General features: G+C 40.4%; 17 protein-coding genes and 1 other annotated feature. Of the genes, 2 read left to right on the top strand and 15 right to left on the bottom strand.

Annotation, left to right across the window (positions count from 1 at the left end):
* Window positions 1-52: 52 nt before the first annotated feature.
* The 14 genes from ihfA to fos form a co-directional block, all read right to left on the bottom strand.
* A complete protein-coding gene (ihfA, locus tag AC4IFO_RS17025) occupies window positions 53-349 on the bottom strand; it encodes an integration host factor subunit alpha (protein ID WP_206084012.1) in 297 nt (98 codons plus the stop codon).
* 4 nt (window positions 350-353) lie between these two features.
* Window positions 354-2741: a phenylalanine--tRNA ligase subunit beta gene (gene pheT, locus AC4IFO_RS17020; protein ID WP_490736161.1), complete on the bottom strand. Its 2388-nt coding sequence runs from the start codon at window positions 2739-2741 to the stop codon at window positions 354-356.
* A gap of 14 nt (window positions 2742-2755) precedes the next feature.
* Entirely contained in the window at window positions 2756-3739 is a 984-nt protein-coding gene (gene pheS / locus AC4IFO_RS17015) for a phenylalanine--tRNA ligase subunit alpha (protein WP_048606990.1), read from the bottom strand.
* Window positions 3740-3862: 123 nt separating this feature from the next.
* Window positions 3863-3990 (bottom strand) — a sequence feature (Phe leader region).
* Window positions 3940-3984 carry a pheST operon leader peptide PheM gene (gene pheM / locus AC4IFO_RS17010; RefSeq protein WP_219249469.1) on the bottom strand — a complete coding sequence of 15 codons (45 nt, stop codon included), beginning with the start codon at window positions 3982-3984 and terminating at the stop codon, window positions 3940-3942. (Overlaps the previous feature by 45 nt.)
* A gap of 87 nt (window positions 3991-4077) precedes the next feature.
* On the bottom strand, window positions 4078-4434 hold the full coding sequence (gene rplT, locus AC4IFO_RS17005) for a 50S ribosomal protein L20 (RefSeq protein WP_004263714.1): 357 nt from the start codon (window positions 4432-4434) through the stop codon (window positions 4078-4080).
* Window positions 4435-4479: 45 nt separating this feature from the next.
* Window positions 4480-4677, bottom strand: a complete 198-nt coding sequence (gene rpmI, locus AC4IFO_RS17000; RefSeq protein ID WP_004263702.1) for a 50S ribosomal protein L35 — start codon at window positions 4675-4677, stop codon at window positions 4480-4482.
* A 95-nt stretch (window positions 4678-4772) separates the two neighbouring features.
* Entirely contained in the window at window positions 4773-5312 is a 540-nt protein-coding gene (infC, locus tag AC4IFO_RS16995; protein ID WP_219249470.1) for a translation initiation factor IF-3, read from the bottom strand.
* Window positions 5313-5693: 381 nt separating this feature from the next.
* A complete protein-coding gene (infC, locus tag AC4IFO_RS16990; RefSeq protein ID WP_071524538.1) occupies window positions 5694-6233 on the bottom strand; it encodes a translation initiation factor IF-3 in 540 nt (179 codons plus the stop codon).
* A 3-nt stretch (window positions 6234-6236) separates the two neighbouring features.
* Entirely contained in the window at window positions 6237-8165 is a 1929-nt protein-coding gene (thrS, locus tag AC4IFO_RS16985) for a threonine--tRNA ligase (RefSeq protein ID WP_490736159.1), read from the bottom strand.
* 258 nt (window positions 8166-8423) lie between these two features.
* Window positions 8424-9011 (bottom strand): hypothetical protein, encoded by a 588-nt coding sequence (locus AC4IFO_RS16980; RefSeq protein ID WP_490736157.1) that lies wholly within the window; start codon window positions 9009-9011, stop codon window positions 8424-8426.
* Window positions 9012-9081: 70 nt separating this feature from the next.
* The gene (locus AC4IFO_RS16975) at window positions 9082-9531 is read right to left on the bottom strand and encodes a methyltransferase family protein (RefSeq protein ID WP_490736155.1); all 450 of its coding nucleotides are present in this window, start codon (window positions 9529-9531) and stop codon (window positions 9082-9084) included.
* 99 nt (window positions 9532-9630) lie between these two features.
* Window positions 9631-10029 (bottom strand): hypothetical protein, encoded by a 399-nt coding sequence (locus AC4IFO_RS16970; RefSeq protein WP_490736153.1) that lies wholly within the window; start codon window positions 10027-10029, stop codon window positions 9631-9633.
* A gap of 149 nt (window positions 10030-10178) precedes the next feature.
* Entirely contained in the window at window positions 10179-10688 is a 510-nt protein-coding gene (locus tag AC4IFO_RS16965) for a GNAT family N-acetyltransferase (RefSeq protein WP_490736151.1), read from the bottom strand.
* A gap of 17 nt (window positions 10689-10705) precedes the next feature.
* Window positions 10706-11119, bottom strand: coding sequence for a fosfomycin resistance glutathione transferase (gene fos / locus AC4IFO_RS16960; RefSeq protein ID WP_490736149.1), 414 nt, complete (start codon window positions 11117-11119; stop codon window positions 10706-10708).
* Window positions 11120-11581: 462 nt separating this feature from the next.
* On the opposite strand from fos, the gene AC4IFO_RS16955 reads away from it, so the two are divergent.
* Entirely contained in the window at window positions 11582-12286 is a 705-nt protein-coding gene (locus tag AC4IFO_RS16955; protein WP_219248748.1) for a MarC family NAAT transporter, read from the top strand.
* On the opposite strand, the gene AC4IFO_RS16950 is transcribed toward AC4IFO_RS16955, so the two are convergent.
* Entirely contained in the window at window positions 12280-12939 is a 660-nt protein-coding gene (locus AC4IFO_RS16950; protein WP_490736147.1) for a transglycosylase SLT domain-containing protein, read from the bottom strand. The two genes, AC4IFO_RS16955 and AC4IFO_RS16950, sit on opposite strands and share 7 nt — an antisense overlap.
* A 284-nt stretch (window positions 12940-13223) precedes the next feature.
* Here AC4IFO_RS16950 and AC4IFO_RS16945 point away from each other — a divergent pair, with 284 nt between their 5' ends.
* The gene (locus AC4IFO_RS16945) at window positions 13224-14135 is read left to right on the top strand and encodes a metal ABC transporter substrate-binding protein (protein WP_219248751.1); all 912 of its coding nucleotides are present in this window, start codon (window positions 13224-13226) and stop codon (window positions 14133-14135) included.

The raw sequence follows: 14135 nt of genomic DNA, 5'->3' as shown, positions 1-14135 counted from the left end.
AACAAAAGACCGCCTAGGCGGTCTTTTTCTATACCAAATTGAATTGATATGATTACTCTTTTGGCGTTGCTTTTTCCACGCGGCTTTTTAATTTTTGGCCTGGGCGGAAAGTAACAACACGTCGTGCAGTAATTGGAATATCTTCCCCAGTTTTTGGGTTACGTCCGGGACGTTGATTTTTATCACGTAAATCAAAGTTACCGAATCCAGATAATTTTACTTGCTCACCGTTTTCCAAAGAAAGGCGAACTTCTTCAAAGAAAGTTTCGACCAGTTCTTTAGCATCACGTTTGCTAACACCCAATTTTTCAAACACATTTTCTGACATTTCAGCTTTAGTAAGCGCCATAGGTTTAGTCCCTCAAGGAGGCTTGGAATCGCTGTTTTAACGCAGCAACACACAGATCAACGGTAGCGGTAATCTCTTCTTCTTCCATCGTACGCTGGGTATCTTGGAAGACGAGACTGATAGCAAGGCTCTTATAACCCTCCGCTATCCCTTCACCACAATACACATCAAACAAGTTTATGCCAACTATATGATTTATGCCAACTTTTTTACACTCTGCCAAAACTTCTGCAGCTGCTACATTTTCTGGCACGACCACAGCGATGTCACGGCGATTCGATGGATAGCGTGAAATCGCCTTAGCTTCAGGGATGACACGTTGTGCTATCGCATCACTACGAACCTCAAACACCACCGTACGACCATTTAAATCGAGTTTACGTTCTAATTCTGGATGAACAACACCAATAAAGCCAATATGTTCATTTTCCAGATAAATCCCAGCACTTTGCCCCGGATGTAATGCAGGATGTGCTTCAGATTTAAATGTAATTTGATTTAGTTTCCCAGTCAATTCAAAAACAGCTTCAAGATCACCTTTTAAATCAAAGAAGTCAACAACTTGTTTATCTAATGACCAATGTTCTTCAAATCTATTGCCCGTGATCACACCTGCAAGCATAGGTTCCTGGCGAATTCCATATTCTGCTTGATTATCAGGAATAAAGCGCAGCCCCGTTTCAAATAAACGAATTCGGTTCTGCTGACGATTTTGATTATAGACAACCGTGCTCAATAAACCAGTCCACAGCGATAAACGCATTGCTGACATATCAGCAGAGATTGGGTTTGGTAATAGAAGCGCGTCTTGTGCAGGATGCAATAAAGACTGAATTTTCGGGTCTACAAAGCTATAAGTAATCGCTTCTTGATAACCACGGTCAACTAATACCGTTTTAATGCGTTTTAACGGCAGGTTCGCTTCTTTATGATCCGTCATAATGAGGTCAGCGCGTAATGGCACATCAGGAATGCTGTTGTAACCATAAACACGTGCAACTTCTTCGACTAAATCCTCTTCGATTTGCATATCGAAGCGCCAGCTCGGAGCAACAACATCCCACGTATTTTCTGAAACAGTCACTTTGCAGCCTAAGCGAGTTAGAATATCGGTGACTAAATTATCTTCAATAAAATGACCAATTAAACGGTCTAATTTATGACGAGTCAGTTTAATATTTGCCGCTTTTGGTAAATGCTGTTCGCTAGTAACATCAATAATTTCACCGACTTCACCACCGCAAATTTCCACGATCAACGCTGTTGCGCGCTCAATCGCTTTGAATTGCAGTTGTGGGTCCACACCACGCTCAAAACGGTGTGATGCATCAGTATGCAAACCATAGTTACGAGCACGGCCAGTAATCGACAGTGGATTAAAGAATGCACATTCTAATAAAACATTTTTTGTTTCTGTGTTTACACCAGAGTGTTCACCACCAAAAATACCCGCAATACCCAATGCTTTAGACTCATCGGCAATCACTAACGTGTCTGATTTTAGCGTTGCTTCGCTGCCATCAAGCAGAACCAGCTTTTCACCGTCTTTCGCCATACGCGCAACGATAGCACCGTCTAAACGGTCTAAATCATAAGCGTGCTGCGGTTGGCCCATTTCCAGTAAGACATAGTTGGTGATATCCACAACTGCATCAATAGAACGAACACCGCCTCGGCGCAGTTTTTCTTTCATCCATAATGGCGTTGGTGCAGAAACATCGATATTTTTAATCACACGGCCCACAAAACGTGGACAGGCTTCTGGCGCTTCAACACGAATTGGGAAAGTGTCTTTCGTGGTGACTGAAACTGTATTAATTGCAGGTTCAGTTAATTCTAACTTATTGATAACCGCTACATCACGCGCAACCCCTAAAATGCTTAGGCAATCTGCACGGTTTGGTGTAATGCTAATTTCGATTGCATTATCATCCAATTTTAAATATTCACGGATATCTGTACCAATAGTTGCATCAAGTGGTAATTCAATAATGCCACTGTGGTCATCAGAAATACCCAGCTCTGAATATGAGCACAGCATACCTTCAGACGGCTCACCACGTAATTTCGCCGCTTTAATTTTAAAATCACCCGGTAATACCGCGCCGACTGTTGCAACTGCGACTTTTAGGCCTTGGCGACAATTTGGTGCACCACAAACAATATCTAATAAACGCTCACCACCCACGTTGACTTTTGTCACACGTAGTTTGTCTGCATTTGGGTGTTGACCACATTCAACCACTTCACCGACAACAACGCCGTGAAACTCACCAGCAACACCTTCAACGCCATCAACCTCGAGGCCTGCCATAGTGATTTGGTCTGATAATGCTTCGCTACTGATCGCCGGGTTCACCCACTCGCGTAACCAGAGTTCACTGAATTTCATGAGATAAACCCGCCTTATTTAAACTGTTTGAGGAAACGAAGATCGTTTTCGAAGAATGCACGTAGGTCAGAAACACCGTAACGTAACATTGTCAGACGTTCCATTCCCATACCAAATGCAAATCCAGAGTAAACTTCTGGATCAATACCTACATTGCGTAATACATTTGGGTGTACCATTCCGCAACCTAATACTTCCAACCATTTTCCGTTTTTACCCATCACATCAACTTCGGCTGAAGGCTCAGTAAACGGGAAATAAGATGGGCGGAAACGTACCTGAACTTCTTCTTCAAAGAAATTATTCAGGAAATCATGCAATGTGCCTTTTAAGTTGGTAAAGCTAATGTCTTTATCAACAATCAAACCTTCTGTTTGATGGAACATTGGGGTGTGAGTTTGGTCGTAATCATTACGATAGACGCGACCCGGAGCAATAATGCGGATTGGTGGTTGTTGCCCATTCATAGTACGAATTTGCACACCTGAGGTCTGAGTACGTAACAAACGTTTTGCATCAAACCAGAATGTATCGTGATCTGCACGTGCTGGATGATGAGCAGGAATATTCAGCGCATCAAAGTTATGGTAATCATCTTCGATTTCAGGGCCAGTCTCTACGGAGAAACCTAACTCGCCAAAAAACTCTTCAATTCGCTGAATTGTACGGGTCACTGGGTGTAACCCACCATTTTCCATTCGACGCCCAGGTAATGACACGTCGACTTTCTCTGAAGCAAGACGTGCATTGAGGATCTCAGCTTGCATTGCATCCTTGCGGGCATTCAGCGCATCTTGAACCTGTACTTTGGCTTCATTTATCACAGCCCCTGCTGCTGGACGTTCGTCAGCTGGCAGATCACGCAACGTTTTCATCTGGAGTGTGAAATGGCCGCTTTTGCCTAAAAATTCAACACGCACTGACTCCAACGTAGCAACATCTTGGGCCTGTTCAATGGCTGCTTTTGCCTGTGCAACCAACTCAGCGAGATGTGGCATTGTTTCCCCTTTATGACCACTTGGTCTTTTTGCTAGTTATTCACTAAATTTATTAAGCTCCACATTCCATTAAGTAATGGATGAGTACCTAACTGATTTTACTGTATTTAATCTAAAACTAAAAACAAAAAAGCCTCCCTAAGGAGGCTTTAGCGTAACTTTTCGTTTCTTCTTTCTTTACGCGAAAAAGCCCCCGAACTTCAGGTGCTAAAGTAAAAAAAGAAACGAAAAATAACAGCGTGCATTGATAACTTTCCAATAAAATACGTTACTAAAGTAGTAACATAAATAACTATAAATGAAAAGAGGAAGTTACCCTCCTCTTTTCAAGCAAACAATTAAGCTAAAGCGCCTTTCGCTTTTTCAACTAAAGCAGTGAATGCTGCTTTATCGAAAACTGCGATGTCTGCTAAGATCTTACGGTCGATTTCAATTGAAGCTTTTTTCAAGCCATTGATGAAGCGGCTGTAAGACAGGCCGTTCTGACGAGCCGCAGCGTTGATACGCGCGATCCACAGTTGACGGAACTGACGTTTACGTTGACGGCGGTCACGGTAAGCGTATTGACCAGCTTTGATTACCGCTTGAAACGCTACGCGGTAAACACGTGAACGTGCACCATAGTAACCTTTCGCCTGTTTCAGAATTTTTTTGTGACGTGCACGTGCGATTACACCACGTTTTGCGCGAGCCATAAGCTATCTCCTATCGTCTTTATCTTAATTAACTAAATTGTTTACTTATGCGTAAGGCAGGCAAGCAACTACCAGACCCAGATCGCCTTTAGATACCATTCCTTTCGGACGTAAATGGCGTTTACGCTTAGTTGACTTTTTAGTCAGGATATGACGAAGGTTTGCATGCTTACGCTTAAAGCCACCGCCTGCAGTTTTTTTAAAGCGCTTTGCTGCGCCACGTACAGTTTTAATCTTTGGCATTTCTTTAATTTCCAACTTCGCATTGTTATTAACTACGAATTAACTAGGCGAATAACGTTCATATTGCTATGAATGAATATTACTTGCAGGCCTAATTATTTCTTCTTCGGTGCTAGCACCATGATCATTTGACGCCCTTCAATTCTTGAAGGAAATGATTCAACAGTAACTAACTCTTCCAGATCTTGTTTGATGCGGTTAAGCATCTCCATACCGATCTGTTGGTGAGCCATTTCACGACCACGAAAACGCAGCGTTACTTTAACTTTATCACCATCTTCTATGAAGCGGATCAGGTTGCGTAGTTTGACCTGATAATCGCCTTCATCCGTACCAGGGCGGAATTTAAGTTCCTTCACCTGAACAACTTTTTGTTTCTTTTTCTGCTCTTTTTGAGACTTGCTCTTCTCATAAAGGAATTTGCCGTAGTCCATAATACGACAAACTGGCGGTTCAGCATTTGGGCTAATTTCAACAAGGTCTACACCTGCTTCTTCAGCTTTTTCAAGCGCTTCGCGCGCGCTCATAATGCCTAACTGTTCACCGTCTAAACCTGTTAAACGGACCTCAGGAACACGGATTTCATCGTTGATACGATTTGGACGTGTTGTTGGGATTCTTTTTCCGCCTTTAATACTTCATTCCTCCAACTGGATAAAGAGATTTGCATATTCTCTCAAGCATATACACCCGTTATTTTATTAAAAATTAACGTGCGTACAATATTCTTTGTTTGTCAGCATTTATAAAAACCGACAAAGCGATTCGACCGCGGATTTTAATGCTTCTTGCCCGATTACTCAAGTAAATATTGAAATAAATCGCGCTAACGTATTTGAAAACTTAGCATTTGCGTAAGATTTTTAATCTCAGGAGGGTCGAAACTGTCAATTTCATACTCGGTTTTACACTCAAAAAAACGCGATAAGTATACGTAAAACCATCTCATTTTATTGAAAAAATACGTTAAACAGCGCCCAAATGAACGCTGTTTAACTATTACCATACTGGCTTAATTATTTTTTCTTTGGTGCCAATACCATGATCATCTGGCGCCCTTCAATTCTTGAAGGGAATGACTCCACTGACGCCAGTTCATCCAGATCAGTTTTGATGCGGTTAAGCACTTCCAGACCAATCTGTTGGTGTGCCATTTCACGACCACGAAAACGCAGCGTAACTTTAGCTTTGTCACCATCTTCCAAAAAGCGAATTAAACTACGCAGTTTAACTTGGTAGTCACCTTCGTCTGTTCCTGGACGGAATTTAATTTCCTTCACTTGAACAACTTTTTGTTTTTTCTTTTGTTCTTTCTGAGACTTACTCTTCTCATAAAGATATTTACCGTAATCCATAATACGGCAAACTGGCGGCTCAGCATTTGGGCTGATTTCGACTAAGTCGACACCGGCTTCTTCTGCTTTAAAGAGTGCTTCACGCACGCTCATGACGCCTAGTTGCTCACCGTCTAAACCAGTGACACGGATTTCAGTCGCACGGATCTCGTCGTTAATACGATTTGGACGTGCTGTTGGGAGTTTTTTTCCGCCTTTAATACCTTATTCCTCCATCTGATTGAGTTGACGACTGCGGATCTCTTTTAGCAGTTCTGTTGTGAATTCGTTGACATCAACGCTGCCTAAATCTTTACCACGACGGGTACGTACGGCAACTTTACCTGATTCAACTTCTTTATCACCACAGACTAACATGTAAGGGACACGACGCAGTGTGTGTTCGCGGATCTTAAAGCCGATTTTCTCGTTACGTAAGTCCGCTTTCGCACGAATGCCAACACTTTGCAGCTTGCTTACTAATTCTTGAACATAGTCGGCTTGACCGTCTGTAATGTTCATAACAACCACTTGTTGTGGTGCTAACCATGTTGGGAAGAAACCTGCATACTCTTCAGTTAAGATCCCGATGAAGCGTTCTAATGAACCTAACACCGCACGGTGGATCATAACAGGAACGATGCGTTCATTGTTTTCGCCCACATAGGAAGCTGTTAAACGACCCGGTAAGAAGAAGTCTAACTGAACAGTACCGCATTGCCATGCACGGTCAAGGCAGTCGTACAGTGTAAACTCAATTTTCGGACCGTAGAATGCACCTTCACCCGGCTGATATTCAAATTCAATGCCTTTTGATTTTAGTGCATTCGCTAAATCTTCCTCAGCCTTATCCCACATCTCATCAGTACCGATGCGTTTTTCAGGACGAGTTGACAGTTTAACGACAATTTTCTCAAAACCGAATGTCGCATAAACGTCATAAATCATTTCAATACAGCTAGTCACTTCACTTAAGATTTGCTCTTCAGTACAGAAGATATGCGCATCATCTTGCGTAAAGCCACGTACACGCATTAAACCGTGCAGTGCACCTGATGGCTCATTACGATGACAGCTACCAAATTCTGCCATACGCAATGGTAAATCACGGTAAGATTTTAAACCTTGGTTGAAAATCTGTACGTGACCTGGGCAGTTCATTGGCTTAACACAATATTCACGGTTTTCAGAAGATGTAGTGAACATCGCATCTTTGTAGTTTTCCCAGTGACCTGTTTTCTCCCACAGTACGCGGTCCATCATGAATGGGCCTTTAACTTCCTGATAGTTATATGCTTTCAGTTTTGTACGTACAAAAGTTTCCAGTTCACGGAAGATTGTCCAACCATCGTTATGCCAGAATGCCATACCCGGCGCTTCTTCTTGCATGTGGTATAAGTCTAACTGTTTACCAATTTTACGGTGGTCACGCTTAGCCGCTTCTTCTAAACGTAATAAATAAGCCGCTAATTGTTTTTTATCAGCCCATGCTGTGCCATAAATACGTTGCAGCATTTTGTTATCGCTGTTGCCGCGCCAGTAGGCACCTGCCACTTTTTGTAATTTAAAGTGGTGGCAAAAACGCATATTCGGTACGTGCGGGCCACGACACATATCCACATATTCTTCGTGATGATATAAACCAGGGCGGTCGTCTTGGCTAATATTTTGATCCAAGATTTCGACTTTATAGTCTTCGCCACGGGCAACAAATGTCTCGCGAGCTTCCGCCCAAGAAACACGTTTTTTCACCACGTCATAATCTGTTTTGGCAAGCTCAAGCATGCGCTTTTCAAGCTTTTCCAAATCTTCCTGCGTCAGCATATGGTCTAAATCGATATCATAGTAAAAACCATTATCGATAGTTGGACCGATAGCCATTTTGGTGTTTGGCCATAATTGTTTGATTGCATGACCCAATAAGTGGGCACAAGAGTGACGAATAATTTCGAGTCCGTCATCATCTTTACTCGTAATAATGGACACGTTTGCATCATGTTCAATCATTTCACATGCATCAACACGTTCACCGTTGATACGACCAGCGATACATGCTTTTGCTAAACCCGCACCAATATCGCGAGCCACGTCCATCACAGAAACAGGATGGTCAAACTGACGCTGACTTCCATCAGGAAGAGTAATAACAGGCATTAAAAAATCCTTATCAGCAGTGGTGACCCACACGCCAGATCACTTGCTTGATTATTCCAAAGTTTATAAATCAATACGTTACTAACGATTTCTCACTTCACTGTGCGAGATATGTACACAATTATAGGCAATTCAAGTCAACATAAATTGATACATCGCTAGTTACTCAACTATCAATGATAACACAGACATATTTTATGGCGATAGCGCAAAGGCGTTTATTGTGCCTCAATATATGAAAAATCAACACCTTCCCGATTAAATGGCGAATAAGCTCTCCAAAGCAGGAATTCGTTTTTCTTTTTTCATGAATGAAAGGCGATACCAATGGGATCCACTGGGTGCAACTAACTCTTCAGTAATTATCTTATTTTGTTTAATCGCAATGTAATTCTGTAAGGTGTTCCATAGCGAATACAAAATATACGCCGCAAACATCAATGAGAATATTTGCACATAAATATTATTCACAAAATAGATTTGCTGAAGGATATACACGCAAAAAACAGCTTGAATAAGCGCCCTTAATATAAGCGCTTTACCAAAGAACGATTGACCCTGCTGTAAAATAGCAAAACAAGGATTCGCTAAAGATTGTCTTTTCTCTTCGACAGGAATGCCTTGGATATAAACCATCCAATCAGAAACATCACTGTTTTTTAAAATAAGTCCCTTTTCTTTCATTGCATGAATTTTAAAAGAAACGACGACTGCCCAGGCCACACCGATTGCCAGCAAATAGGCAATAAACCCGCTGACCGAAAAAAAACCTAAAAACAGGCTTATTACAATTAAGCATGCTAGCTTTCCTGAATTAATCCAAAATGGTGCAACTTGGTAGTTCATTGATATTCCTAATAATCAAAGTAAAAAGTAATGATTATTATAATTGAGAAAGCGTCTCATTAACATTAATTTATAACCAACGTCGAGTCTGTTTGCGATAACGTTCCCATTCCTCACTGAATGCAGTTGATAAAAAGCGTTCTTCTTGCGGGATGGTATACAAATCTGTCATCAACCAAAAAACTAAGCCAGAGACTAAAAAATAAGGTGAATGTGAAAAAAAAGCCAATGCTAAACTCATGGAAGTAAAAGCTAAATACATCGGATTTCGGGATAGTCGATAGGGACCATTAGTAACAAGGTGCGTTGCTTGAACACTTGGATTTGGTGATGTTTTATGTTTATAAAAATAAAATAAGCTCGTAGCCACCCAACTGACACTTTCGAGAGCGACTAAGATACCGAGGATCCCCATCCAACCTGAAAACTGCCAAACTAAAGCATCGTGTTTGAATAAAAAATAAACTGCCACACCATTGGCGACTAGCCAGTTTAATAATGGATATTTTAAAATTCTCATTATGCTGCCTTTAACTCTGAATGAGGTTAATCAGCATAGCATAAAACAACGAGGGAACTTTGTGTTGTCTCTTGTGGAGTGAATAACAAATGCAAAAAATTAATTACTGCGTCCTAATGAAAACACGCTTTTTAGACCTTCTAATTTGCTGTATTCCTGTTGGCATACTAAATTACGAACATCTGAAGGCATCGAGTCTACTCTAGCTTGTATATTTGCTAGTTGTTCATCCAGACTATTCATACCTTTTATATCCACAATGTCTTGATTCACCTTTAGGTAATCAGCAAAACTTTGTAGGTTGTTTTCCAAACTATCACAAACATTATTGCTGACAAGGCCTTGCGGCAATACAGAACTTAATGACGCAGGGATCACTTGTGACAAACTTGGGTAAATATTTTGTTTCCATTGCTGAGGAAAAACAATGAGCATTATTGCGATAGCTAAAATAAATAACATTGATGCCCCAGCAAACGTCGCTATCAGCTTTTTCATACTCAATCCTACAATTCAAAATAACTTGAGCATAGGATATACAACTGTGCGTAAAGCAATTTTTAAAATTAAAAATACTTTGTAAAGAAAATTCTAGCGACTTTCGGCTATTTAAAGAAACCTTATCTTTCCTATTTAATGAGACAGCTTTAAGTTAATTGCTTATAAAAAAGTGTCGTCCCTTCAAATTGACCTTGTGAATTAACCACAAAGCGCGGAATTTCACCAACCTCGATGTATCCTTGTTTTCGATATAATACCGATGCAACATCTTGACTACGGGTATCGAGCACTAATAAAGTCCGATGATTTTCCAGTGCTATTCTCTCGGCATAATTGAGCAACTCCGTTGCAATCCGGCGTTGTCGAAACTGGCTATGAACCATCAATTTTTCAACATCCCCACGATGCAAGCCATTAGCCTTTAAGCATAATGCAATTTGCACAGCACCTACTATTTTCTCATCATCAATACACACCATAAGAAAACGTTTTTTTTGCATTAAATCTGACTTTATTTGTTGCCAATAATCTAGTGCTTCATCAACCGCTAGTGGGGCATGAAACCCTACAGAAGCACCCTGTTCGACACTATCAATTAATAACTGGGCTAATTGTTGCTCATAATTGTCTATTGTAGAAAGTGTTAAGATTTCCATATATTCCTTCTTACCAATTAATAAAACTCCATACCGTCATAAGGTGCGAATTGGCAGCTTTTTAAACGTTGGCTTAAATCACCAACATGCAACTCTAGCTTATGCCCATCAGGATCGAGAAAATAAAAAGAGTCCCCTTCACTCTTATTTTCTTTCCACATCACAATTTTGTTTTCTTTTAGCGTATTAACTAGCAGAGGAAAATTACTCTCTGAAACGGAAAATGCATAGTGAGTATAATCTGTTTCGCTCGAAGCCAAATGTTGACGTGATGTATCAACGGACAAACACAACCATAAATCACCACACGAAATATACGCCCCATGGTTCCACTTAGCATGTAATTTCATCCCTAATAGCGTTTGATAAAAATAAATGCTTTTTTCTAAGTGTGTTATAGCCAAAGTTAAATGATTAATGCCATTCAACATATTATTTATCTCTTTTTATATATTAAAAAAATATCTTTTAATGAATTTACATAAATTACCAGTAAAACACATTGCAAAGGATATAATCACTAACACATCGACATTAGACAACCTGTTAATAGATGCCCTTGACCTTTTTATGGCCCCCATAAGAAGGTTTTTTTTTGCCTAGCAAAATTGCATACTTTTAGCGCAGACAGCTATCTGTTTGTAAAATAAGTATTTACCCAAGTTACTCACAAACGAATGCGGCAGTTATCCACAGTTAATGTGAACAACTCCACTCATCACTGATGAATTATAGTACGCACTTATTCCTAATCTTCATTGCTTTAATTCCAATTCAATAATAAAACATTAACGCACTTAAAAATGCTAAGATACAGATCTATAACAAATTTCGTTATTATTTAGGTTAAGGAAATTCACTTACTTTTATAATTAGGAGCTTGATATCCCCCTATGACAAATTTCCTCGAACTCTTTCAAGCCGTTGGCATTGGCCTCGTTTTGCTCCTTCCGCTAGCTAACCCCTTAACGGCAATTGCAGTTATGCTGAGCATCTCAGCAAATATGACCAAAGAGCAACGCAATCACCAAGCTTTTCTCGCTTCAATCTATGTTTTTGCCATAATGACCATTGCTTTTTATGCAGGGCAACTTGTGATGAATACATTTGGTATATCAATACCAGGTTTACGCATTGCAGGTGGGTTAATTGTTGCTTTTATTGGTTTTGGAATGCTATTTCCAAATAATGACTCATCCGATGATTCATCAACAACACCATTAGATGACCCTAGCGTGTCCAAAAAACGCCAAGAATCGCCAAATATTGCCTTCGTTCCTTTAGCCATGCCAAGCACTGCGGGGCCCGGTACAATTGCGATGATCATCAGCTCAACTGCATCGCTGCAAGGAAATGTGACCTTTGCGCCTTGGGTGCTTAAAGTGGCACCAGTCATCACGTTTCTTTTAGCCAGTTTGATTGTGTGGATTGGTTTACGAGGGGCAACGTCAATTATGAGATGGTTAGGAAATAGTGGGATTGATGCGATCGCTCGCGTAATGGGCTTTTTGTTAATTTGTATGGGAGTGCAATTTGTTATCAACGGTATCGTTGAAATTATCGCGCAACTCCCACACTTATTAACGGAGTATCAATAAGACATCGCTAAGGCATTGTAGGCATTTTTAACTTTCCATAAATAACGTGGGGCCTGCGGTGCTGGATGCTTAGTTTGTACATGCTGATAAAATTCCTCAGGCGACAAGTTGTTAATCATCGCTATCGCCCTGCCTTTATCGTTATCAAAGGTTCTAAGCAGTGCTCCCGCCCCATTCACATATGCAACGACAGTTGCGTAATACAGTGTTTGTGGGTGGTTTATTCCCGCAAGATGCTGGTCCCTTAATATCCGAATATAGGCCGTGCCAATATCGATATTTTTCCGAGGATCTTTTAAATCACTTGAGCTGGGCTCGCCAGATTTACCTTGGAAACGATAAGCATCACGCCCTGCGGTTGAGGCTTTAATTTGCATCAAGCCAATCGCATTCGATTTGCTCACCACTTCTGGTCTAAAATTAGATTCAACCTCAATAATTGCCCGAATAAGTGTTTCATCAACGCTATAGCGCGAAGCAGAGTCACGAATGAATTCATCAAACGGCGTTCGAGGGAATGAGGTATTTTGTGCTGTTGTTGGTAACGTATTTTGGTTATCCAACATACGCGTTTTTGTTGTTTGCCTATCTGGCTCACTAGAGCAACCGGCAAGTAGCAGTAGCACAAAAGTACCGCTGATTATTTTTTTCACTGTTGTATCCTCTGCTATCAAAGCCAACGGGAGAATAACTAATCCCAAGAAAAATAAAATAATTTTTACTTAACTTTTACTTCAGGACGTGTTTTAGTCATACAAATTAATAATGAGTGATAAAAACCAATAATAACTATAGATGCAATTCCTCATTTTTTATGTTTATTTTTATAAATGATATTGATAATCATTATCAGTTGAGTTATAAAATGGAATTGTTATAAACCATAACAACCATACTGTTAAAAAATGTTAAGCCTAAAATGTCAGGGTCAACTTTTATGAAGAAGAATTTATCTCGATTATCTGCACCTTTACTCACCACTGTATTTGCATTAGCTGCAATGCTCTTTATTAGCCAACCGGCGTTTGCTAAAAAGTTTAAAGTGGTCACTACGTTTACCATCATTCAAGATATTGCTCAAAATGTAGCCGGAGACGCGGCAATTGTCGAGTCAATTACAAAACCCGGTGCTGAAATTCATGGGTACCAACCCACCCCCAAAGATATTATGAAGGCTTATGATGCCGATTTAATTCTATGGAATGGTATGAATTTAGAGGTTTGGTTCCAACGTTTCTTTGAAAACTTTAAAAATGTCCCTGCGGTCATTGTTACTGAGGGCATTGAGCCAATGCCAATTCGTGAAGGTGAATATAAAGACAATCCAAACCCACACGCTTGGATGTCCCCTGCGAATGCAAAAATTTATATCGAAAACATTCGTCAAGCATTGGTTAAATATGACCCTGAAAATGCTGAAACCTACAATACCAATGCCAAAAATTACACGCAACAGATTGAAGCCCTTGATGCACCACTGCGTGAACGTTTAAATCGCATTCCAGAAAATGAGCGCTGGTTAGTGTCCAGTGAAGGCGCGTTTAGCTATCTAACAAAAGATTATGGCTTTAAAGAGGTTTACTTATGGCCAATCAATGCGGAAGAGCAAGGTTCACCACAACAAGTTAAAAAAGTGATTGATACCGTACGCCAATATAATATTCCTGTTGTATTTAGCGAGAGCACTATTTCAGACAAACCCGCTCGCCAAGTCAGCAAAGAAACAGGAGCTAAATACGGTGGCATTCTATATGTAGATTCACTTTCTACCGCAGACGGCCCTGTGCCAACTTATATCGACCTGTTAAAAACCACTGTAGACACGATAGCCAAAGGATTTTCACAGTAA

The organism is Providencia sp. UF-224 (assembly GCF_058245955.1).
This window is presented reverse-complemented; position numbering and strand designations above follow the sequence as displayed.